Annotated in this window: 21 protein-coding genes; 8 read left to right on the forward strand and 13 right to left on the reverse strand. The window is 71.9% G+C overall.

The annotated features are described in order from the left end of the window. Window positions 1-59: 59 nt before the first annotated feature. Complete coding sequence (locus tag ACZ4FH_RS15180) at window positions 60-1,757, forward strand: LCP family protein (RefSeq protein ID WP_467304952.1); 1,698 nt, start codon at window positions 60-62, stop codon at window positions 1,755-1,757. Between the two features lie 69 nt (window positions 1,758-1,826). Here ACZ4FH_RS15180 and ACZ4FH_RS15185 read toward each other — a convergent pair whose 3' ends face one another. Then, complete coding sequence (locus tag ACZ4FH_RS15185; protein WP_467304954.1) at window positions 1,827-2,858, reverse strand: glycosyltransferase family 2 protein; 1,032 nt, start codon at window positions 2,856-2,858, stop codon at window positions 1,827-1,829. 179 nt (window positions 2,859-3,037) lie between these two features. Here ACZ4FH_RS15185 and ACZ4FH_RS15190 point away from each other — a divergent pair, with 179 nt between their 5' ends. Further along, window positions 3,038-4,501 (forward strand): LCP family protein, encoded by a 1,464-nt coding sequence (locus ACZ4FH_RS15190; RefSeq protein WP_467304956.1) that lies wholly within the window; start codon window positions 3,038-3,040, stop codon window positions 4,499-4,501. 45 nt (window positions 4,502-4,546) lie between these two features. Here ACZ4FH_RS15190 and ACZ4FH_RS15195 read toward each other — a convergent pair whose 3' ends face one another. Beyond that, on the reverse strand, window positions 4,547-5,098 hold the full coding sequence (locus ACZ4FH_RS15195; RefSeq protein ID WP_467304958.1) for an acyl-CoA thioesterase: 552 nt from the start codon (window positions 5,096-5,098) through the stop codon (window positions 4,547-4,549). A gap of 119 nt (window positions 5,099-5,217) precedes the next feature. Between ACZ4FH_RS15195 and ACZ4FH_RS15200 the strand changes: the two genes are divergently transcribed. Further along, the gene (locus ACZ4FH_RS15200) at window positions 5,218-6,513 is read left to right on the forward strand and encodes an LCP family protein (protein WP_467304959.1); all 1,296 of its coding nucleotides are present in this window, start codon (window positions 5,218-5,220) and stop codon (window positions 6,511-6,513) included. 46 nt (window positions 6,514-6,559) lie between these two features. On the opposite strand, the gene ACZ4FH_RS15205 is transcribed toward ACZ4FH_RS15200, so the two are convergent. From ACZ4FH_RS15205 to ACZ4FH_RS15215, 3 genes are read right to left on the reverse strand one after another with little or no spacing between them, the layout of a single operon-like run. Continuing rightward, entirely contained in the window at window positions 6,560-7,366 is an 807-nt protein-coding gene (locus ACZ4FH_RS15205) for a class I SAM-dependent methyltransferase (protein ID WP_467304960.1), read from the reverse strand. Further along, on the reverse strand, window positions 7,363-7,842 hold the full coding sequence (locus ACZ4FH_RS15210) for a hypothetical protein (protein WP_467304961.1): 480 nt from the start codon (window positions 7,840-7,842) through the stop codon (window positions 7,363-7,365). Before ACZ4FH_RS15210 ends, ACZ4FH_RS15205 begins: the two co-directional genes overlap by 4 nt. A 54-nt stretch (window positions 7,843-7,896) precedes the next feature. Next, a complete protein-coding gene (locus ACZ4FH_RS15215; RefSeq protein ID WP_467304962.1) occupies window positions 7,897-8,352 on the reverse strand; it encodes a hypothetical protein in 456 nt (151 codons plus the stop codon). Window positions 8,353-8,423: 71 nt separating this feature from the next. Here ACZ4FH_RS15215 and ACZ4FH_RS15220 point away from each other — a divergent pair, with 71 nt between their 5' ends. Beyond that, window positions 8,424-9,122: a DNA alkylation repair protein gene (locus tag ACZ4FH_RS15220; RefSeq protein WP_467304964.1), complete on the forward strand. Its 699-nt coding sequence runs from the start codon at window positions 8,424-8,426 to the stop codon at window positions 9,120-9,122. Between the two features lie 242 nt (window positions 9,123-9,364). On the opposite strand, the gene ACZ4FH_RS15225 is transcribed toward ACZ4FH_RS15220, so the two are convergent. Continuing rightward, window positions 9,365-10,522: an acyl-CoA dehydrogenase family protein gene (locus tag ACZ4FH_RS15225; protein ID WP_383648917.1), complete on the reverse strand. Its 1,158-nt coding sequence runs from the start codon at window positions 10,520-10,522 to the stop codon at window positions 9,365-9,367. Window positions 10,523-10,698: 176 nt separating this feature from the next. On the opposite strand from ACZ4FH_RS15225, the gene ACZ4FH_RS15230 reads away from it, so the two are divergent. Then, window positions 10,699-12,039 carry a UDP-glucose dehydrogenase family protein gene (locus tag ACZ4FH_RS15230; protein ID WP_467304966.1) on the forward strand — a complete coding sequence of 447 codons (1,341 nt, stop codon included), beginning with the start codon at window positions 10,699-10,701 and terminating at the stop codon, window positions 12,037-12,039. 13 nt (window positions 12,040-12,052) lie between these two features. On the opposite strand, the gene ACZ4FH_RS15235 is transcribed toward ACZ4FH_RS15230, so the two are convergent. Further along, window positions 12,053-12,562, reverse strand: coding sequence for a CGNR zinc finger domain-containing protein (locus tag ACZ4FH_RS15235; RefSeq protein ID WP_467304967.1), 510 nt, complete (start codon window positions 12,560-12,562; stop codon window positions 12,053-12,055). 103 nt (window positions 12,563-12,665) lie between these two features. On the opposite strand from ACZ4FH_RS15235, the gene ACZ4FH_RS15240 reads away from it, so the two are divergent. After that, window positions 12,666-13,025, forward strand: coding sequence for a VOC family protein (locus tag ACZ4FH_RS15240; RefSeq protein WP_467304968.1), 360 nt, complete (start codon window positions 12,666-12,668; stop codon window positions 13,023-13,025). A gap of 31 nt (window positions 13,026-13,056) precedes the next feature. Here ACZ4FH_RS15240 and ACZ4FH_RS15245 read toward each other — a convergent pair whose 3' ends face one another. The 3 genes from ACZ4FH_RS15245 to ACZ4FH_RS15255 are packed head-to-tail and all read right to left on the reverse strand — an operon-like array spanning window position 13,057 to window position 15,986. After that, complete coding sequence (locus tag ACZ4FH_RS15245) at window positions 13,057-14,250, reverse strand: dipeptidase (protein ID WP_467304970.1); 1,194 nt, start codon at window positions 14,248-14,250, stop codon at window positions 13,057-13,059. 42 nt (window positions 14,251-14,292) lie between these two features. After that, window positions 14,293-14,838: a 5-(carboxyamino)imidazole ribonucleotide mutase gene (gene purE, locus ACZ4FH_RS15250; RefSeq protein WP_467304972.1), complete on the reverse strand. Its 546-nt coding sequence runs from the start codon at window positions 14,836-14,838 to the stop codon at window positions 14,293-14,295. Continuing rightward, window positions 14,835-15,986 (reverse strand): 5-(carboxyamino)imidazole ribonucleotide synthase, encoded by a 1,152-nt coding sequence (locus ACZ4FH_RS15255; RefSeq protein WP_467304974.1) that lies wholly within the window; start codon window positions 15,984-15,986, stop codon window positions 14,835-14,837. The genes purE and ACZ4FH_RS15255 overlap by 4 nt, the downstream gene beginning before the upstream one ends. A 194-nt stretch (window positions 15,987-16,180) precedes the next feature. Here ACZ4FH_RS15255 and ACZ4FH_RS15260 point away from each other — a divergent pair, with 194 nt between their 5' ends. Continuing rightward, window positions 16,181-16,735, forward strand: a complete 555-nt coding sequence (locus ACZ4FH_RS15260) for a GtrA family protein (RefSeq protein WP_467305370.1) — start codon at window positions 16,181-16,183, stop codon at window positions 16,733-16,735. Window positions 16,736-16,745: 10 nt separating this feature from the next. On the opposite strand, the gene ACZ4FH_RS15265 is transcribed toward ACZ4FH_RS15260, so the two are convergent. Together ACZ4FH_RS15265 and ACZ4FH_RS15270 are read right to left on the reverse strand one after the other, a co-directional pair. Then, window positions 16,746-18,011, reverse strand: a complete 1,266-nt coding sequence (locus ACZ4FH_RS15265) for an ATP-binding protein (protein ID WP_383648940.1) — start codon at window positions 18,009-18,011, stop codon at window positions 16,746-16,748. Window positions 18,012-18,051: 40 nt separating this feature from the next. Then, the gene (locus ACZ4FH_RS15270) at window positions 18,052-18,729 is read right to left on the reverse strand and encodes a response regulator transcription factor (RefSeq protein ID WP_383648944.1); all 678 of its coding nucleotides are present in this window, start codon (window positions 18,727-18,729) and stop codon (window positions 18,052-18,054) included. Window positions 18,730-19,151: 422 nt separating this feature from the next. On the opposite strand from ACZ4FH_RS15270, the gene ACZ4FH_RS15275 reads away from it, so the two are divergent. Then, window positions 19,152-20,648, forward strand: a complete 1,497-nt coding sequence (locus tag ACZ4FH_RS15275; RefSeq protein WP_467304975.1) for a peptide MFS transporter — start codon at window positions 19,152-19,154, stop codon at window positions 20,646-20,648. Window positions 20,649-20,734: 86 nt separating this feature from the next. Here the strand turns inward: ACZ4FH_RS15275 and ACZ4FH_RS15280 are convergent, their stop codons facing one another. Beyond that, window positions 20,735-22,081, reverse strand: coding sequence for a hypothetical protein (locus tag ACZ4FH_RS15280; RefSeq protein WP_467305371.1), 1,347 nt, complete (start codon window positions 22,079-22,081; stop codon window positions 20,735-20,737). Between the last annotated feature and the right edge of the window lie 18 nt (window positions 22,082-22,099).

Here is a 22,099-nt window from a genome sequence, read left to right on the forward strand (position 1 = left end):
CCGTGTCACCGCGCCATACGAGTCTGAGCAGCAGGGGGGTCCCGGTGGGACGGAGCGGTATGCCTGGGGAGGGGACCCGACCACGCGTCGGTCCCGCCGGCCAACTCGGCTGGGACGACGGGCTGTACGGCGCGGAGGACGGGAACGACGGTGAGCGGTCCGCACCGTCGGACTCCGCGGAGGGCGGCGGTGGCCGCGGCCACCGCGCCGGGAGCCACGGCGGACGCCGCGGCCGGTCCCGCCGCGCCCCCGGGAAGAAGAAGCACCGCGTCCTGCGGTGGATCGCCTTCTCGGTCGCCTTCCTCATACTCGGCACCGGCGCGGCCGGTTATCTGTACTACGAGCACCTCAACAGCAAGCTCCGCAAGGGCGAGCGCAGCGCCGGCAACAGCGGCGCGAAGAAGGCCGCCCCGAACGCGGACGGCCAGACCCCGCTGAACATCCTGCTGATCGGCTCCGACAGCCGCAACAGCGCGGAGAACCTGAAGCTCGGCGGTTCGAAGAGCAGCGTCGGGGGCACCCCGCTGGCCGATGTGCAGATGCTGCTCCATGTGTCGGCCGACCGGAAGAACGCCTCCGTCATCAGCATCCCGCGCGACACCCGGGTGAACATCCCGGCCTGCGAGAACCCGGACACCCACAAGAAGTACCCGGCCAGCAACGGCATCATCAACGAGACGCTGCGCGGCGGCCCGGGGTGCACCCTGGACACCTGGGAGCAGCTCACCAAGGTCTACATCGACCACTGGATCATGGTCGACTTCGCCGGTGTGGTGGACATGGCGGACGCCGTGGGCGGCGCCTGGGTCTGTGTGAAGCAGAACGTCAACGACGTGTCCAAGCCCGGGGTCCCCGGCGGCTCCCATCTGCGACTGACCGCGGGCCGTCACAAGATCAAGGGCGAGACCGCCCTCAAGTGGCTGCGCACCCGGCACGCCTTCGAGAGCGACATCGGCCGCTCCAAGGCCCAGCACATGTATCTGAACTCGGTCATGCGCGAGCTGAAGGGCCAGAACGCCTTCACCGACACGGGCAGGCTGATGAACCTCGCCGAGACCGCCGTCGAGTCGCTCCAGGTCTCCGAGGAGATCGGCACCGTCAAGAAGCTCTTCGACCTCGGCATGCAGCTGAAGAACGTGCCGCTGGACAAGATGACCATGCTGACGATGCCGCGCATCGCCGACCCCCAGAACCCGGATGCCCACGTCCTGCCGAAGCCCGGGGCCGCCGACAAGCTCTGGTCGATGCTGCGCGACGACGAGTCGCTGGACCCGAAGGACCGGGCCAAGGCGAAGAAGAAGGCGGCGGCCGGGCCGAAGGCCGGTGCGCCCGCCTCGCTGGGCGTGACCGTGGTCAACGGCACCTCCGCGGACGGCCGGCCCGCCACCGAGGGCCGGGCCGGTCAGGTCCGGGACCTGCTGAAGGCCAAGGGCTTCACCGAGGCGGACACCTCGACCGACCCCGGTTCGACGCTGACGACCGAGGTGACCTACCCGCACAGCGCCGGGGCCCAGGGCAAGGCCGACGCCCTCTCGGTCGCCAAGGCCCTGGGGCTGCCCACCAGCGCCGTGGCGGAGACGCCGGACGGGGCCGGGCTGACCCTCACCGTCGGCTCGGACTGGCGGTCCGGGTCCACGTTCCCGAAGGCCCCCGCCGCCGACGCGGAGGACAGCGATCCGCTGGAGGGCACCGAGGCCAGCAACAGCTCCAAGACGGACGACTGCATGGACGTGTACTGGCCGTACCGCCAGATGTAGCGGAGCACGCGCTGCGCGAGAGGGGGCGCCCGGTCCGGCCGGGCGCCCCCTCTCCTGTGTCCGCGCGGGTCAGGCGACCGTGGTGCCCGCCTCGCCCAGCGAGGGCCGGCGGCTCGCGATGACCTTCCTGGCCAGCGAGCGGGGGCTGGTCAGGAAGCCGAAGCCCCAGGACATGTGCATGGTGGCCAGCGCGACGGGGATCTGCGCCCGCGCCTTCAGCGACAGCCCCTTGCCCGCCGGGAGGGATCCGGCGACGATCGCGGCGGCGTACCCGCCCGGGACGATCAGCGCCCAGGGCGTGACGGCGGCCCCCACCACGAGACCGGCCGCGAGGGCGACGACGGCGGTCGGCGGGGCCAGATAGCGCAGGTTGATCGAGCCGGAGTGGTAGCGGGCGACGACATGGCGCCAGCGGCCGTAGTCCTTGTACTGCTTGGCGAGCGCCCGGACCGAGGGGCGCGGGCGGTACTGCACGCGCAGCTCGGGCGAGAACCAGATCAGGCCGCCCGCCTCGCGGATCCGGAAGTTCAGCTCCCAGTCCTGGGCGCGGATGAACTCGACGTTGTAGCCGCCGGCCTTCTCCAGGGCCTCGCGGCGGAAGACGCCCAGGTACACGGTCTCGGCGGGACCGGCCTCGCCGCCGGTGTGGAAGGCCGCGTTGCCGACGCCGATCTTCGAGGTCATCGCGGCGGCGACGGCGTCCTCCCAGGCGTTCTCGCCCTCGGCGTGCATGATGCCGCCGACGTTCTGCGCGCCGGTCTCCTCCAGGAGCCGGACGGCGGTCGCGATGTAGTTCGGGGAGAGCATGCCGTGGCCGTCGACGCGGACCACGATCGGGTGGCTGGAGGCCTGGATCGCGGCGTTGAGCGCGGCGGGGGTGCGGCCGGTGGGGTTGGGCACGGTGTGGACCCGGGGGTCCTCCGCGACCAGCTCGGCGGCGATCGCGTCGGTGCGGTCCGTGGACGGGCCGAGCGCGATCACCACCTCCATCTCTCCGGCGTACTCCTGCTCCAGGATGTGCCGGACGGAGTTCCTGAGATGACGTTCCTCATTGAGCACCGGCATGATCACGGAGACGGCGGGGTGCTGCGCGGCAGACATGTGGTCCTCGGATGGTCCTCGGGGGCGCCGGGGGTCTCTCACCCCACCAAGCGGCATGATTCGGCCGCCACGTTACCGCGAATGGGGGACACCGGCGCGCGCCGCCGGCCGGGCTGCCGGGATGGAGATCGTATGGACCTACCGTACGAATTGTCCCTCTTTCAGCGGAGGTCCCTCCCATGCCCGCACCCCGGCGCTCCCCCCGTCCGCCCCTGCCGCGCCAGGCCCCGCCGCGCCCCCGGCGCCCGCCGAAGCGGAACGAGCGGCCGCGCTGGGGCATGCGCGTGGCGACCGGGCTCTCCGTGCTGGTGCTCGGCGCGGGCGGGATCGGCCATGCCGTGGTGACCAACCTGGAGAACGGGATCGACCGGATCGACCCCTTCAAGGACATGAAGAACCGGCCCGCGGGCGGCCACGGCATGAATCTGCTGCTGGTCGGCACCGACGGCCGCGACCGGATCACCGCGGAGGAGAAGCGGAAGTACCGGCTGGGCGGTGCGCCCTGTCACTGCACGGACACGCTGATGCTGGTGCACCTGTCCGAGGACCGGAAGCGCGCGAGCGTCGTCAGCCTGCCGCGCGACAGCTACGCGGAACTGCCCGCGCACCGGGACGGGACCAGCGGCAAGGAGCACGCCGCCCATCCGGTGAAGCTGAACGCCGCCTACGCCGAGGGCGGGCCGAACCTGACCGTGCGGACGGTCGAGCAGATGACCGGCGTCAAGGTCGACCACTATCTGGAGGTCGACTTCACCAGCTTCATGACGACCGTCGACACCCTCGGCGGGGTGAAGATCTGCACCAGCCGCCCGATGAAGGACTCCTACACCGGCCTCGACCTGGCGCCCGGCACCCATGAGCTCAACGGCGGCCAGGCCCTCCAGTACGTACGCTCCCGGCACATCGACGGCGCCGCGGACCTGGGCCGGATGCAGCGCCAGCAGAAGTTCATGGCCTCGCTGATCAAGCAGGCGACGAGCAGCGGGGTGCTGCTGAACCCGGTGCGGTTCCGCGAGGTGGCCTCGACGATGCTGAAGTCGGTCCGGGCCGACACCGGCTTCGGCACCGAGCAGATGCTGGAGCTCGGCCAGGCCATGCGGGGCTTCTCCGCCGCCTCGTCGGAGTTCACCTCGGTCCCGCTGGACAACGTCGCCTACCCGGTCAAGGGCATCGGTTCGACGGTGAAATGGGACCCGAAGAAGTCCCGGGCGCTGTTCGAGGCCCTGCGGGAGGACAGGCCGCTGGCGGTGGCCCGTCCTCACCAGGAGCCCGCGAAGAAGGTCGACGTGGACCCCCGGCGAATCCGGGTGCAGGTCTACAACGGGACGCCGAAGGACGGGCTCGGCGCCACCGTCGACGCCGCGCTGCACGCCACCGGGTTCGACACCACCCGCGCCCCGCTCACCGCCCCGGAGCGCGACCTCAAGCACACCCTGGTGACGTACGACCCCCGCTGGGACCGGTCCGCGAAGACCCTGGCGGCGGCGCTGCCGGGGGCGCAGCTCAAGGCGGTCACGGGGCAGGGCGGCACGCTGAGGGTGACGGCGGGCGAGGACTACCGGGCGGTGGAGCGGGTGCGTGCCGAGGAGCCGGATCCGGGCCGGTTCGGCGCGGTGAAGGGCGACGAGGTGGTCTGCCCGTAGGACCCGGGGGCGCGAGGCCGCGGGACTGCGGGACCGCGGGACCGGTTACTCGTCCTCGATGCCGTCGGCGGCGCGCTTCTCGCGCAGTTCCTTGATGGCGCGGCGCCGGGCCAGCCGGTGGGTGCGGCGGATCTGGGCCTCCTGGTAGCGCCGCTTGTCGCGCTCGGTCTCCGGGACGACGGGCGGGACGCGGCGCGGCCGGCCGTCCGCGTCGACCGCCGCGAACACCAGATAGGCGGTACCGACCTGGGTGGCGGGGGTGGACTCGTTCCAGCGCTCGGCCATGACGCGGACGCCGACCTCCATGGAGGAGCGGCCGGTCCAGTTGACCTGGGCGCGGACGTGCACGAGGTCGCCGACGCGGACCGGCTCCAGGAAGACCATCTCGTCCATCGAGGCCGTCACCGCGGGGCCGCCCGAGTGCCGCCCGGCCACCGCGCCCGCCGCGTCGTCGACCAGTTTCATGATCACGCCACCGTGCACCGTACCCAGCAGATTGGTGTCGCTGCCGGTCATGATGTGGCTGAGCGTGGTCCGCGAGGCTGCGGTGGGCTTGCCCGGAATGTCACCCTCCGGGCGCGGGGCCTGATCTGTCATGCCCTCCACCTTATGCGCGGCCCGGAGGCCCGTCGCAATGCATCAGCTTCGCAACAGCCGCGGTCCGATTTCCCTCACCCCCTGTAGGAGCGGCGGCCCCGGCCTGCACACTGGTCCGTATGAACGAGTGGCCCGAGGGCTGGAGCGACGACAACCGCAGCGGCAACCGCTACGGGCAGGGGAGCATGAGCGACCGGCCCGAGGGCGCCCGCTCGATGCCGCATGTCCAGCGCCGCCCCGCCCCGCCCCGGCAGCGCCCCGCGCCGCCGAGGCAGCGGCCGGTGCCCCAGCAGCCCGCCGGCTACGACGAGGGCCCGCAGTACGACAGCGGGTACGACAGCGGCTACAGCTCCGGCCAGGTCTACGGCGGCGGCCGGGGCGGCGGCCAGGGCGACGGACCGGGGGGCGGCGGATATCCGCAGGGCCGTCCGGCGTCCGCGCCCGACTGGCGCCGCCGGATCAAGATCGGCGCGCTGACCCTGGTGGTCGTGGTGCTGGCGGTCTCCATCGGCACGTACTTCTGGGCCGACTCCAAGCTGAAGCGCGAGGTCGACCTCTCCAAGGTCATCGAGCGGCCCGAGGGCGGCGACGGGACGAACTACCTGATCGTCGGCTCCGACAGCCGCGCGGGCATGACGGCCGACGACAAGAAGCGGCTGCACACGGGCTCGGCCGAGGGCAAGCGGACCGACTCGATGATGATCCTGCACGACGGCTCGAACGGCCCGACGCTGGTCTCGCTGCCCCGTGACTCGAACGTCGAGATCCCCTCGTTCGTCGGCTCCGAGTCCGGCAAGCGGTACCCGGGCAAGGGCCGGACGACCAAGCTGAACGCGGCGTACGCCGAGGACGGCCCGGAGCTGCTCGTCCGCACGGTGGAGTTCAACACCGGCCTGCGCATCGACCACTACGTCGAGATCGGCTTCGGCGGCTTCGCCAAGATCGTGGACGCGATCGGCGGGGTGGAGCTGGACATCCCCAAGGCCTTCAAGGACAAGTGGTCGGGCGCCGACTTCCAGGCCGGCAAGCAGACCCTGGACGGCCAGCAGGCCCTCGCCTTCGTCCGGACCCGGCACGCCTTCACCTCGGACCTGGACCGTACGAAGAACCAGCAGAAGTTCCTCGCGGCCCTGGCCAGTCAGACGGCGACCCCGTCGACGATCCTCAACCCGTTCAAGCTGTACCCGACGATGGGGGCCGGCCTGGACACGCTGATCGTCGACAAGGACATGTCGCTGTGGTCCCTGGGCCAGATGTTCTTCGCCCTGAAGGACGTCACGGGCGGTGACGGCACCTCGCTGAACATGCCGATCTCCGGTTCCACCGGCGGCAACCTGGTCTGGGACAAGGCCAAGGTCAAGCAGCTGGTCGAGCAGCTGAAGAACGACGACAAGGTCACCGTCACCGACAACTGACCGCAGCCGAAGGGCCCGGACGCCGTCCGGGCCCTTCGCCGTGTCCCTACGCCCTCCCGTGGGCCAGCACCGCCACATGCGGCAGCGCCAGCATCCCGTCCGCCCCGAGGAACTCCCGGCACAGCCCGTCGTACGCGCGCTTCGCGGCCGCCACCCCGGCCGGGCCCCGGCTGTTGACCAGCCGGCCGATCGCGGCGACCCCGGACGCGGGCCCGTCCCACCAGTCGTCCGGGGCCACCCGGTGGTCCCAGGCGACGGCCTCGCTCCGTACGTCCGCGGCCCCGGCCTCCTCCAGCAGGGCGCCCAGGCCCTGCGGGGTGCGCGGGAAGTTGTGCTCCTCCTCGACCGTGGCGAGCCAGTCGGGCCGGGTCAGTCCGGCGGCCTCGGCGGCCCGGCCGGCCAGCGCCTGGCCGGGGGCGCCGGGCACCTGCCAGATCGTGACGGCGATCCGGCCGCCGGGCCGGGTGATCCGGCGCAGCTCCACCAGGGCCTCCAGCGGCCGGCCGACGTGGTTGAGGACGAAGTTCGCCACGACCGCGTCGAAGCCGTCGTCGGGGTACGGGAGCAGGGGCAGCGTGCCGGTGCGCACCTCGGCCCCGGGCGCGGCCCGCCGGGTCGCCTCGGCCATGCCCGGCTCGGCGTCCACCGCCTGGACGGCCGCGCCGCGTGCCAGCGCCGCCACGGTCACGGTGCCGCTGCCGCATCCCACGTCGAGGACCCGGCTCCCGGCGCCCACGGCCGCGGCGTCGAGCAGGTCCGGGACCGTACGGGCGCAGAGGCGGGCGAAGGTGCGGGCGTAGCTCTCGGCACGGCCCTCCCAGATCCGCCGCTCACTCACGTCGAACGCCGTCATGCGCCGCCTCCTGCCGGGCCCTGCGGCTCCGTCTCGTCCAGATCCTCGTACAACGCGCCCAGCACCCGTCCCGTCGGCCCGCCCCCGGGTGACAGTTCGGCCAGCCGCCAGCGGGGCAGCTCCGCCTCGATTCCGGGCGGGAGGTCGCCGTCCGAGGGGCCGTCCAGTCCGTACAGCACGCCGGACACGGTCTCCCGGGCGATCTCGCGGGCCAGCTCGCCCAGTTCGCCGGGCGTGAGCCCGAGCCCCAGCGCCCGCCGGACGCATCCGCTCGCCGGGCCGTCCTTCCGGTAGGCCTCGACCCAGGCGGGTGCCGCCGTGCTCCAGGCGTCGATGTCCTGCCACACCATGCGGAGGAACCGGTAGCGGGCCAGCTGCGGAAGGTCCTCCTCCGCCTCCGACTCGGCCCAGCCCGCGGCGTCGTCGGCCCCCAGCGCCTCGAACAGGGCGGTCAGCCCTTGGATGTCCGTCGTCATGGACCGCGAAGCTACGCCACCCCGCGCACCGCGTCCAAGGGGTGCGGTGCGCCCTCAGCCGCGGAAGTTGCGGGCCAGCCAGGGGCTGAGCATCGTGCGCGGGACGAGTTCCCGGTACGTCTCGTCCCCGGGCAGGGGGACGACGAGCCACTGGCCGGGCGGGAAGAGCTTCCCCTTCACGAAGGCGGTGCCGCCGTACACGGAGCGCAGGAAGGCGGGCACGGAGTCGCGGGGCACGTCGTGGAACTCGACGCCGTCGACGGTGATCCGCGCGTCGTCCTCGGGGAAGAGCTGGACGGTGACGTCGGGCGCCCCGCCCAGCTCGACGAAGGCCTCGTGGGGCAGCGAGCCGTCGGTGTCGAGGACGGTGAAGGCACCCGCCGAGGTGCGGCGGGAGGTCCGGTCGGCACCGATGTCGTCGGTGACCGTCATCTCCAGGCCGTACGCGCGCGCGACCTCGCGGACCGCGGTGACGGCGGTCTCGGTGCTCGGCAGATGCGGATGTCCCATGCCGTGATCATGCCCGAGCGGGCCGTGCGGGCGGGCGGCGGGTGTCGGTGCCCGCCCGTAGGCTGCGTTCCGTGGGCCAGGAACGGGAGGATCCGGTGAGCGGGACGACGACGGTGGCCGAGGTGAGGGCCGAACTCGCCGCGCTGGAGGACCCCAGGGCGCGGGCGGTCAACGAGCGGCACGGCGACGACCACGGGGTGAACCTCGGGAAGCTGCGCGCCCTGGCCAAACGGCTCGGGACCCGGCAGGAGCTCGCGGAGGAGCTGTGGGACACGGGCGACACCGCCGCCCGGCTGCTGGCCCTGCTGGTCTGCCGCCCCAAGGCCTTCGGGCGGGACCGGCTGGACGCCATGGTCCGCGAGGCACGGGCGCCCAAGGTGCTGGACTGGCTCGTGAACTACGTGGTGAAGAAGAGCCCGCACGCGGAGGAGCTGCGCCTCGCCTGGTCCGCCGACCCCGATCCGGTGGTCGCCGCCGCGGGCTGGGCGCTGACGACCGAGCGGGTGGCGAAGCGGCCGGACGGACTGGACCCGGGCGCGCTGCTCGACGTGATCGAGGCGGAGCTGAAGGACGCCCCGGACCGGTTGCAGTGGGCGATGAACCACTGCCTGGCCCAGATCGGCATCTCCGACCCCGCGTACCGGGCGCGGGCCCGCGCCATCGGGGAGCGGCTGGAGGTCCTCAAGGACTACCCGACGCCGCGGGGCTGCACCTCTCCCTACGCCCCGGCCTGGATCGACGAGATGGTGCGCCGGAACGAAGGGCCGTAGCGGACGCGCGAAGCCCCGCCGCCGGGGCGTTCCGGGGCGGGGCTTCGGGGGCCGGTGGGCCGGTGCTAGGGCGTGTCCGGAAAGTAGCGCCGTCCGCCCGCAGGGCGGGCTCGGCGGCGTCTGGTGCGTGCGATCGCAAGGCGGAGGGTCGCCCCGATACTGGATGTATCGGGGTGATCCCGACAACGCCGCGAGCGTGCGTGCCAGGCGTCGCCGAGCAGGCGGGACTTTCCGGACACGCCCTACGGCAGGTTGCGGGCCATGACGATCCGCTGGACCTGGTTGGTGCCCTCGTAGATCTGGGTGATCTTGGCGTCGCGCATCATCCGCTCCACGGGGTAGTCCCGCGTGTAGCCGTAGCCGCCGAGGAGCTGGACGGCGTCGGTGGTGATCTCCATGGCGACGTCGGAGGCGAAGCACTTGGCCGCGGCGCCGAAGAAGGTGAGGTCGCCGTCGACGCGCTCGGACTTGGCGGCGGCGGAGTAGGTCAGCTGGCGGGCCGCCTCCAGCTTCATCGCCATGTCGGCGAGCATGAACTGCACGCCCTGGAAGTCGCCGATCGGCTTGCCGAACTGCTTGCGCTCCTGGACGTAGCCCTTGGCGTAGTCCAGGGCGCCCTGGGCGACGCCGAGCGCCTGGGCCGCGATGGTGATGCGGGTGTGGTCCAGGGTCTTCATCGCAGTGGCGAAGCCGGTGCCCTCCTCGCCGATCATGCGGTCGGCGGGGATGCGGACGTTGTCGAAGTAGACCTCGCGGGTCGGGGAGCCCTTGATGCCGAGCTTCTTCTCCGGGGCGCCGAAGGAGACGCCCTCGTCCGACTTCTCGACGACGAAGGCCGAGATGCCCTTGGAGCGCTTGGTCGGGTCGGTGACGGCCATGACCGTGTAGTACTCGGAGACGCCCGCGTTGGTGATCCAGCGCTTCACGCCGTTGAGCACCCAGAAGTCGCCGTCGCGGACCGCGCGGGTCTTCATGCCCGCCGCGTCGGAACCGGCGTCGGGCTCGGAGAGGCAGTACGAGAACATGCCCTGGCCCTTGGCCAGCGGGCCCAGGTACTTCTTCTTCAGGTCCTCGGAGCCGGAGAGGATCACCGGGAGCGAACCGAGCTTGTTGACGGCCGGGATCAGGGAGGAGGAGACGCAGGCGCGGGCCACCTCCTCGATCACGATGACGGTGGCGAGCGCGTCGGCGCCGGCCCCGCCGTACTCCTCCGGTACGTGGACCGCGTGCAGGTCGGCGGCGGTGAGGGCGTCCAGCGCCTCCTGCGGGAAGCGGGCCTCCTCGTCGACCGCGGCCGCGAACGGGGCGATCTTCGCCTCGACGAGCGCACGCACCGTCTCACGGAGCATGTCGTGCTCCTCGGCCGGACGGTACAGGTCGAAATCGGTCGAACCCGCCAAGACGCTCACTCCCCAAGCTGCTAACTACCGTTAAGTAACCCAATTTTAGGCGCCCGCCCCGGCCCCGGCATACGGACGCGGGCCGTGAGCTTCACGACAGCCGGAACGGGCCGGCCCAGGGGCCAGGACTATGCTCGTGCACCGCACGTCTGCCCGCATCTCACAGGAGCACGTTCATGGCCCTCAGGATCACTGTGATCGGCACCGGCTACCTCGGCGCCACCCACGCCGCGGCCATGGCCGAGCTGGGCTTCGACGTCCTGGGACTCGACATCGTGCCCGAGAAGATCGAGCTGCTGTCGGCGGGCCGGGTGCCGATGTACGAGCCCGGTCTGGAGGAGATCCTCCAGCGGCACGTCGCCGGCATCGAGGGCTCCACCGGACGGCTGCGGTTCACCACCTCGTGGGCCGAGGTCGCCGAATTCGGCGATGTGCACTTCGTCTGCACGAACACCCCGCAGAAGCAGGGCGAGTACGCCTGCGACATGAGCTACGTCGACAGCGCCTTCGACTCCCTGGCCCCCCTGCTCACGCGGCCGGCCCTGGTCGTCGGCAAGTCCACCGTGCCGGTGGGCTCGGCCGCCCGGCTCGCGGCGCGGCTGGCGGAGCTGGCCCCGGCGGGCGAGGCGGCCGAGCTGGCCTGGAATCCGGAGTTCCTGCGCGAGGGCTTCGCCGTCCGGGACACCCTGCACCCGGACCGGATCGTCGTCGGCGTGGAGAGCGAGCACGCCGAGAAGCTGCTGCGCGAGGTCTACGCGGGACCGATCGCGGAGGGCTCCCCCTTCGTGGTCACGGACTTCCCCACCGCCGAACTGGTGAAGACGTCCGCCAACTCCTTCCTCGCCACCAAGATCTCCTTCATCAACGCCATGGCGGAGGTCTGCGAGGCCGCCGACGGCGACGTGGTGAAGCTGGCCGAGGCCATCGGCCACGACGAGCGCATCGGGAACAAGTTCCTCCGGGCCGGCATCGGCTTCGGCGGCGGCTGCCTCCCCAAGGACATCCGCGCCTTCATGGCCCGCGCCGGTGAGCTGGGCGCCGACCAGGCCCTCACCTTCCTGCGCGAGGTCGACTCCATCAACATGCGCCGCCGCGGCCACATGGTGGAGCTGGCCCGCGAGGCCGTCGGCGGGAGCTTCCTCGGCTGCCGCGTCGCGGTGCTCGGCGCCACCTTCAAGCCGGACTCGGACGATGTGCGCGACTCCCCCGCGCTGAACGTCGCCGGCCAGATCCACCTCCAGGGCGGCCAGGTCACCGTCTTCGACCCCAAGGGCATGGACAACGCCCGCCGCCTCTTCCCCACCCTCGGCTACGCGGAGACCGCCCTGGACGCGGTGCGCGGCGCGGACGTCGTGCTGCACCTGACGGAGTGGAGCGAGTTCCGCACCCTCGACCCGGAGGCCCTGGGCGCCGCGGCCGGACGGCGCGTCCTCCTGGACGGCCGCAACGCCCTGGACCCGGAGGTCTGGCGCGCGGCCGGCTGGACGTTCCGCGCGATGGGCCGCCCGAAGGCCTGACCCGGGCCGCCCCTCAGCCGCGCCGTGCGCGGTAGGTCCGCATCTTGGCGCGCGCCCCGCACACCGACATCGAGCACCAGCGGCGGCGCCCGGCCGGGCTGCGGTCGTAGTAGGCCCACCGGCAGTCCGCCGCCTCGCAGGCCTTGAGCCGGGCCCAGGTGCCGTCGGCCGCGGCGGCGGCGACGGCGGCCGCGACCCGGGCCGTGAGCCCCGGGGGCTCCTCCACCGGCCGCAGCGCGACCCCGCCCGCCCCGTCCACGGCGACCCTCAGCGGCGCCTCGGCGAGCAGCCGGTCCAGCACGCACAGCGGGCTGTCGTCGGAGCAGTGGCCCGCGTGGGCCAGACAGGCCGCGCGCAGGGCCTCGCGCAGGGCGCGCGCCGCCGGCACCTCCGGCTCCGCGAGGGCGAAGGCGGCCCGCCCCTCCGCCGTGTCCAGGGCGTCCGCGCCGGTCTCGACGTTCAGGGTGTTGACCAGCGCTTCGACCAGCGCGAGCCCACCCGGCGCGGAGTCCCTCTCATTCATGGTTGCGACGTTACCTCTCGTACGGCAGCATGCAGTAACGGTTACCGGTTGAGCGACTCAAGCGGTAACCACCTGTCCGTCGTTGTGCCGAGGAGGAAACACCATGGCTCTGGCCTCAGTGGGATCCGTCGTCCTGGACTGCCCCGACCCCGTCGCCCTCGCGACCTTCTACGCCGCGCTGATCGGCGGCGAGGTCGAGCAGCAGGAGGGCTGGGTGGAGCTCACCGGCGGCGCCGGGGCGCAGCTCGCCTTCCAGGCCGCGCCCGGGTTCGTCCCGCCGAAGTGGCCCAGCCCCGACGCCTCGCAGCAGTTCCACCTGGACCTGACGGTGGAAGACCTGGACGCGGCCGAGCGCGAGGTGCTGGCGCTGGGCGCGACGGTGCTGGAGGCGGACGACCGGGAGCGCACCTTCCGGGTGTACGCCGACCCGGCGGGGCACCCGTTCTGTCTCTGCGCCTGCTGAGCGGGCGCGCCGGAGGAAACGCCCCGGTGGCTCAGGCCGCCGGGGCGTCCAGCTGCTCGATCGTGGCGTGCGAGGGGCCGCGCAGCGCCTGCTGCTCGCGGGCCACGTCCTCGGCGGCGCGCAGCACCCGTACGGCGTTGCGCCAGGTCAGCTTGGACAGGTCGGCGGCGGACCAGCCGCGGCCGAGGAGTTCGGCGATCAGGTTCGGGTAGCCGGCGACGCTCTCCAGGCCCCGCGGGAGGAACGCGGTGCCGTCGTAGTCGCCGCCGATGCCGATGTGGTCGACGCCCGCGACCTCGCGCATGTGGTCGAGGTGGTCGGCGATGGTGGCCACGGTCGCGACCGGGCGCGGGTTCGCCGCCTCGAACGCGGCGTGCAGCTTCATCGCCCGCTCGGTGGTGTCCAGGTGGTGCAGCCCGTGGGCGCGCAGGTTCTCGTCGGCGGCCTTCGTCCAGGCGACGGCCTCCGGCAGGACGAACTTCGGCACGAAGGTGGCCATGGCGATGCCGCCGTTGGCCGGCAGCAGGGCGAGGACGTCGTCGGGGATGTTGCGCGGGTGGTCGCAGACGGCCCGCGAGGACGAGTGCGAGAACATCACCGGTGCGACGGTGGTGGCCAGCGCGTCGCGCATCGTGGTCGCCGCGACGTGCGAGAGGTCGACCAGCATGCCGGTGCGGTTCATCTCGCGGACGACCTCGTGGCCGAACGGGGAGAGGCCGCCGACGCCCGGCTCGTCCGTCGCGGAGTCCGCCCAGGCGATGTTGTCGTTGTGGGTGAGCGTCATGTAGCGGACGCCCAGGGTGTGCAGGGCCCGCAGGGTGCCGAGCGAGTTGTGGATGGAGTGCCCGCCCTCGGCCCCCATCAGGGAGGCGATCCGGCCCTCGGCGCGGGCCGCCTCCATGTCGTCGGCCGTCAGGGCGCGCCGCAGGTCGGCCGGATAGCGGTCGAGCAGTTCGGCGACGACGTCGATCTGCTCCAGCGTGGCGGCCACGGCGTCGTCGCCGGCCAGGTCGGAGCGCACGTACACGGACCAGAACTGGGCACCGACGCCCCCGGCGCGCAGCCGGGGGAGGTCGGTGTGCAGACGGGCCGACTGGTCGGTGGCGATGTCGCGGGCGTCCAGGTCGTAGCCGACCTGTTCGCGCAGCGCCCACGGGAGATCGTTGTGACCGTCCACGACGGGGTACTCCGCGAGGAGTGCGCGCGCCTCTGCCAGCCGGTCCATCGCCGTCCTTCTCTCTGTCCGCCGGGCGTCCGCCGGGTCTGCCTACTTGCCGAAGCCGAAGGAGTCCGCGCCCGTGACCTTGGCGCGCAGCCGCTTGCCCTTCTCGGTGGCCTGGCCGTTCAGGTCCGAGAGGAACTCCGTCATCCTCGCCCGCAGCTCCTCGTCGTGCGCGGCGAGCATCCGGACGGCCAGCAGTCCGGCGTTGCGCGCGCCCGCGATGGAGACGGTGGCGACGGGGATGCCGGCGGGCATCTGGACGATGGACATCAGGCTGTCCATGCCGTCCAGGTACTTCAGCGGTACGGGGACGCCGATGACCGGAAGCGGGGTGACCGAGGCGAGCATGCCGGGCAGGTGCGCGGCGCCGCCGGCACCCGCGATGATCGCCCTGAGCCCGCGGCCGGCCGCCTCCTCGCCGTACGCGATCATCTCGCGCGGCATGCGGTGGGCGGAGACGACGTCGACCTCGTACGGGATCTCGAACTCGTCGAGGGCCTTGGCCGCCGCTTCCATGACGGGCCAGTCGGAGTCCGAGCCCATGACGATGCCGACGGCCGGGGCGGCGGAGGCGGAGGCGGGGGAAGTCATTCAGTGATCGTTCCTCGCAGATAGTCGGCCGCGTGCCGGGCGCGCTCGCGCACGTCCGCCAGATCGTCGCCGTAGGTGTTGACGTGGCCGACCTTGCGGCCGGGCTTCACGTCCTTGCCGTACATGTGGATCTTGAGCTGCGGGTCCCGGGCCATGCAGTGCAGATAGCCCTGGTACATGTCCGGGTAGTCGCCGCCCAGGACGTTGCACATGACCGTCCAGGGGGCGCGCGGGCGCGGGTCGCCGAGCGGGAGGTCGAGGACGGCCCGGACGTGGTTGGCGAACTGCGAGGTGATCGCGCCGTCCTGGGTCCAGTGCCCGGAGTTGTGCGGGCGCATGGCCAGTTCGTTGACCAGAATGCCGGGCTTCCCGTCGGGTCCGCGGGTCTCGAAGAGTTCGACGGCGAGGTGGCCGACGACGCCCAGCTCGGCCGCGATGCGCAGCGCGAGCTGCTGGGCCTCGCCCGCCAGGGTCTCGTCCAGCTCGGGGGCCGGGGCGACGACCGTGTCGCAGACGCCGTCGACCTGGAGGGACTCGACGACCGGGTAGGCCACGGCCTGGCCGTGCGGCGAGCGGACGATGTTGGCCGCCAGCTCCCGTACGAAGTCGACCTTCTCCTCGGCGAGGACCGGGACGCCGGCCCGGAAGGGCTCGGCCGCGTCCGCCTCGGAGCGGACCACCCAGACGCCCTTGCCGTCGTAGCCGCCGCGCACGGTCTTGAGGATGACGGGGAAGCCCCCGGTCTCCTCGGCGAAGGCCGCGGCGTCGGCCGGGTCCGCCACGATGCGGTGGCGGGGGCAGGGCGCGCCGATCTCGGTGAGCTTCGCGCGCATCACCCCCTTGTCCTGGGCGTGCACCAGCGCGTCGGGTCCGGGGCGCACGGGGATGCCGTCCGCCTCCAGGGCCCGCAGATGCTCGGTGGGCACATGCTCGTGATCGAAGGTGATCACGTCGCAGCCGCGCGCGAAGGCGCGCAGCGTGTCCAGGTCGCGATAGTCGCCGACGACGACTTCGCCCACCACCTGGGCCGCCGAGTCCTGAGCGGTGTCACTGAGGAGCTTGAACTTGATGCCGAGGGGGATGCCCGCCTCGTGGGTCATACGGGCGAGCTGTCCGCCACCGACCATGCCGACTACCGGGAACGTCACCCGTCCAGGGTATCCGCACGCTCCGGCGGCGCCCGACGACGCCCTCGGGATGCGGAGGAGGGGAGTCCGGGTGGCGGCTGTCACAGCCTCGCCACACCTGTACCGGTACTCACGGGCGGCGGGCGGATCCCCTGGTTAGCATGGCTGGGTTGACGGAACACCGAGCGGAACCGACAGACGGGCTGAACGAGACCATGAGCGAACGGGGCGCACTGCGGGCGCGGCTGGAGCTGCTGGCCCGGGAGATCGCCAAGTTCGGCGTGGTCGGCGCGGTCGGCCTGGTGGTGAACATCGCCGTGTCCAACCTGCTGTGGCGCTACACGGACATCCCGACGGTGCGCGCGGGTCTGCTGGCGACGTTCGTCGCGATCCTCTTCAACTACGTCGGCTTCCGCTACTGGACGTACCGGGACCGCGACAAGTCCGGCCGCACCCGTGAGCTGACGCTGTTCCTGCTGTTCAGCGCGGTGGGCGCGGTCATCGAGACCGGTGTGCTGTACGCGGCGACGTACTGGTTCGGCTGGGACACCCCGGTCCAGAGCAATGTCTTCAAGGTCCTCGGCATCGGCATCGCGACGCTGTTCCGCTTCTGGTCGTACCGGACCTGGGTCTTCCGGGCGCTGCCCGCCAAAGAGTCCGCTCTGAGCCCCCCCGCCGAGGAGCCCGCGCGCGCCGCCCGGCCCGTGCAGGTCCCCGCTCCCGCACCGGCCGCGGTCGTCCGCGTCGAGGCGGACACCGCCCGGCGCTAGGGCGTGTCCGTCATCTGACCGGACGTTCCGGTTCCTTCCGGGGCAGGGCCACCTGGCTGAGGAAGAGCGCGAAGACGGGCGGCTGCTGCTGGAGCAGTTCCAGCCGTCCGCCGTCCGCCTCCGCGAGGTCGCGGGCCACGGCGAGGCCGATGCCTGTGGAGTTGCGGCCGCTGATGGTCCGCTCGAAGATCCGCGCGCCGAGGTCCGCCGGGACGCCCGGTCCCTCGTCCGTCACCTCGATGACCGCCTGGTTCCCGGTGACCCGGGTGCGCAGCGCGACCGTGCCCCCGCCGTGCATGAGCGAGTTCTCGATCAGCGCGGCCAGCACCTGGGCGACCGCGCCGGGGGTGCCGACGGCGCTCAGTCCGTGCTTGCCGGAGCAGACGATGGCCCGGCCCTCGCTGCGGTAGGCCGGGCGCCACTCCTCGATCTGCTGCTTGACGATCTCGTCCAGGTCGAAGACGACGGCGGAGCCGGTGCGCGGGTCCCGGGCGTTGGTGAGGAGCCGCTGGACGACGTCGGTGAGCCGCTCGACCTGGGTGAGGGCGATGTTCGCCTCCTCCTTGACGGTGTCCGGGTCGTCCGTGACGGAGATCTCCTCGATCCGCATGGAGAGCGCGGTGAGGGGGGTGCGGAGCTGGTGGGAGGCGTCGGCGGCGAGCCGGCGCTCGGCGGTGAGCATCCGCGCGATCCGTTCGGCGGAGGCGTCCAGGACGTCCGCGACCCGGTCCAGCTCCGGCACCCCGTAGCGCTTGTGGCGCGGGCGGGGGTCGCCCGAGCCCAGCCGTTCCGCCGTCTCGGCGAGGTCGGTGAGCGGGGAGGCCAGCTTGTTGGCCTGGCGTACGGCCAGGAGCACGGCGGAGACGATGGCCAGCAGCGCCACCGCGCCGATGATCAGCAGGGTGCGGCCGACCTCGCGGGTGACGGCGGAGCGGGACTCCTCGACCGTGACCCGTTCGCCGTGCTCGCCCTCCTCGGTGGCGCTGATCACACTGCCGGTGGGGCGGTCGCCGACCTCGATCGGGGCGCGGCCGGGCATCTTGACCAGGGCGTAGCGGGTGTCGTCGATCTGCTCGGCGAGCACCCCGGGGTTGATGCGCTCGGCGCCCAGCAGCCGGCTCTCGATCACGCTGATCAGCCGCAGCGCCTCGGAGTCCACGCTCTCCTGGGCGCTGGTGCTGATGGTGCGGGTCTCGACGATGACGAGGGAGACGCCGAAGACGGCGATCACCACGAGGACCACGGCGAGGGTGGAGTTGATCAGGCGTCGGCGCATGGCGGCCTCTGTACGTCAGCTCGTGCGGGACCGGTGTGCGTCAGCTCTTCTCGAAGCGGAAGCCGACGCCGCGGACCGTGGCGATGTAGCGGGGGTTGGCGGCGTCGTCGCCGAGCTTCTTGCGGAGCCAGGAGATGTGCATGTCGAGGGTCTTGGTCGACGACCACCAGGTGGTGTCCCAGACCTCGCGCATCAGCTGGTCACGGGTGACGACCCGGCCGGCGTCCCGGACGAGGACCCGCAGCAGGTCGAATTCCTTGGCGGTGAGCTGCAGTTCCTCCTCGCCCATCCAGGCGCGGTGGGACTCGACGTCGATCCGGACGCCGTGGGTGGCGGGCTGCGGGGCGGGCTCGGCGGAGCCGCGGCGCAGCAGGGCCCGGACCCGGGCGAGCAGCTCGGCCAGCCGGAAGGGCTTGGTGACGTAGTCGTCCGCCCCGGCGTCGAGGCCGACGACCGTGTCCACCTCGTCGGCGCGGGCGGTCAGCACCAGCACCGGGACGGTGTGGCCCTCGGCGCGGAGCCTGCGGGCGACCTCCAGTCCGTCCATCCCCGGCAGCCCCAGGTCGAGCACGACCAGATCGATGCCGCCCTGGAGTCCGGCGTCGAGCGCGGTCGGGCCGTCTTCGCGGACCTCGACCTCGTATCCCTCCCGCCGCAGGGCGCGGGCCAGCGGTTCCGAGATGGATGCGTCGTCCTCGGCGAGCAGTACACGGGTCATGGACTGATGGTAGTCCGCGGACGCGAGAAGGCGTGAGGTGATCGGAAAGGCCTGCGGGTCCGTGCTCGACTGGCGCTCAGACCTTCGAACAGGGGAGTGTGGACACCCTCTGACCTGTGATCCATCTCTCAAGTCCTGTTATTTCGGCTTCTGTCGTGCCGTATGGTGTTCGGACGCCTGTTGCACGACTCAAGGACCCTTGGGCAGCTGTTGACGCCCGGGGTCCTTGTGCGTGCGGGGGCCGGTACCCGCCGGCCCGGAAACAACCAGTGAATGACCTGTGGGCCGGGCCCGGGACACCGACGAGGGTGTGTCCGGGCGTGGATCCCGGCGCGGTGGGCGTACCCGCGCCGGTGCCGGCCTCCCCCCACCGGGCGCGTACCGCTCATGAGCGACGCGTCCCGAGCACACAAGGATCGATCATGGCGTCCAGCCTGACGAAGGACCCGGCGAGCACCGCGGGCGGCGAGAAGACCTTCTTCGGCCACCCCCGCGGCCTGGCCACGCTCTTCATGACCGAGATGTGGGAGCGGTACAGCTTCTACGGGATGAAGGCGCTGCTCCCGCTCTATCTGATCGCGCCCGGCGGCCTGCACATGAACGCCACCACCGCGACGGCCATCTACTCCGCGTACATGTCGATGGTCTATCTGCTGACCATGCCGGGCGGCTGGGTGGCCGACCGCTTCTGGGGGCCGCGCAGGACGGTCGCCATCGGCGGCGCCGTCGTCATCCTCGGCCACATCACCCTCGCGGTGCCGAACTCGGGGAGCTTCTTCGCGGGCCTGGCCCTGGTCGCACTCGGCTCCGGACTGCTGAAGGCCAACATCTCCACGATGGTCGGCCACCTCTACAAGGGGCCGGAGGACCCGCGCCGCGACGGCGGGTTCACGCTCTTCTACATCGGCATCAACATCGGCGCGTTCCTCGCCCCGCTCTCCATCGGCACGGTCGGCGAGAAGGTCAACTGGCACTTCGGGTTCGCACTGGCCGCGATCGGCATGGCGCTGGGCCTCGCCCAGTTCATGCTGGGCACCCGCCACCTGAGCCCGCAGAGCAGCGTCGTCACCACCCCGGCGACGGAGGAGCAGAAGCGCTCGGCCCTGCGCAAGGGCATGATCTGGCTGATCGTCGCGGTCGTCCTGTACGGCCTGCTCGGCATCACCGGGAACTTCTCCGACTGGGCCACCGTGCCGCTGAGCATCGCCGGACTGGTCATCCCGATCACCGTCCTGGCCCGGATGAAGCGGGACAAGGAGCTGACGGCCACCGAGCAGTCCAAGCTCTCGGGCTACATCTGGTTCTTCGTCGTCGCCGCCGTCTTCTGGATGATCTACGACCAGAACGGTTCGACCCTGTCGATCTTCGGTGAGAACTCGACGACGAACACCCTGTTCGGGTTCGACTTCCCGACCTCCTGGTACCAGTCGCTGAACCCGATCTTCGTGATGGCGATGGCCCCCGTGCTCGCCTCGGGGTGGCTGTGGCTGAACAAGCGCGGCAAGGAGCCGAGCACCGCGGTCAAGTTCGCCTCCAGCCTGGTGCTGATCGGCGTCTCCTTCGCGGTGTTCCTGATCCCGCTGATCGACACGGCGGCCAACGGCGGCAAGGTCAGCCCGATGTGGCTGGTGGCGATCTACTTCGTCCAGACGGTCGCCGAGCTGTGCCTCTCCCCCGTCGGTCTGTCGGTCACCACGAAGATGGCCCCGGCGAAGTACGGCTCCCAGATGATGGGCGTCTGGTTCCTCGCGGTCACCGCGGGCGACTCGCTGACCGGGCTGCTCACCGCTCCGCCGGTCGGTGTCGACCTGGACACGACGGGGGCGGTCGCCTTCGAGGTGATCCTCGCCGTGATCGCCGGTGTCGGCATCTGGATGTCGCGCAGGAGCATCGCCCGGCGCATGGGCGACGTGGGCTGAGAAGCCCGTTCCTCCGCGCACGAAGGGGCCGCCGCACCGTTTCCACGGTGCGGCGGCCCTTCGCCGTACGGGTTACGCGGTCCGGGTCACCGGCCCGAGCGCAGCCGGCGCCACGGGGTGAAGGTGAACACCGCACCGCCCAGCAGGATCGCCGTGCCGGCGACCAGGCCGAGCGCGCGCAGGGCCCCGTTGTCCTCGGCGCCGGTGGCGGCCAGACCGCCGCCGGAGGCCGTGCCGCCGCCCGCCGCACCGCCGGAGGCCGCGTCGCCGCCGCCCGCCGCGCCGCCTTCCTGGGCGGTGGTGTCGAGTTCGAGCGAGGCCTGGACCGCGCCCGTGACCTTGCAGGCGATCGGGATCTTCGCGCTGCCCAGCGTGACGTCGATCTGCAGGGTGCCGGGCGTGAGCGTCGACTTCCCGGAGGCGCCCGGCTTGTACGTACCGGTCATGTCGGGCAGGTTGACCGGCTTGCCCTTGGTCAGCGGCTCCGGATTGCCCGGACCCGCGGCGTTGACGAAGCCCTTGTCGGCCCCGCCGACGACGATCTTCATCGACGGCTTCAGCGCGCCCGCCGGCAGATCGGCCGGGCTGTCCATGACGCCCTTGGCGGTCTTGACCGTGAGCGCGTAGCTGCCGCCGCTCTTCTTGGCGTTGATCGTCACCTTGGAGGCGATGTCGGCCGGTCCGGGCGACTCGCAGGCGAAGTGGACGGAGACCTCCTTGCCCGGGAAGTCGGTGGCCCCGCCGGACCCGCCGGTCGTCCCGCCGGAGGTGGTGCCGCCCGCCGTCGTGCCGCCGCTCGTGGTGCCGCCGGAGGTCGTGCCGCCGGAGGTCGTGCCCCCGGAGGTGGTGCCGCCCGCGGTGGTCCCGCCGTCCGTGGTGCCGCCGGCGGTCGTGCCGCCCGCCGTGGTGCCTCCGGTGGTGCCCCCGCCGCCCTCGGTGACCTTGATCGTCGCGCCGGGCTGCACGGTCTCCTTGGGCGTGCACTTGGTGTCCGTGGAGATGGGCTTGGAGACGTTGAGGGTGTAGGCGTCGGGGGTCAGCGTCAGCTCACCCGCCTTCTCCAGTTTCAGCGACCCCTTCATGTCCGACATGACCATCGGGCTGTTCTTGGGGATGGCCGGATTCTGCCGGGGCCCCTCCACCTTCAGGTCCCCGGTGGCGGCGCCGCCCAGCTTGACGGTCCCGGACGGCTTGACCGTGTCCTTGTCGAGGTCGATGACGTCGGGATTGTTGGAGGCGGGCTGGACCGTCTTCCACACGACCTCGACGGTGTCGCCGACCTTGGCCTCGGCGGGCGCGGTCAGCTGCACCTTCGTGGTCCCCTGCACGGGCGGCAGTCCGGATATGGCCGGGGGGACGCACTCCGTCTTGAACGAGATGTCGGCGGCCTGGGCCGGGCTCGCGGCCAGCAGCATGCCCGCCCCGCCGATCATCATCGCGACTCCCGCCGC

The sequence above is a fragment of the Streptomyces sp. NPDC024555 genome (assembly GCF_055559335.1).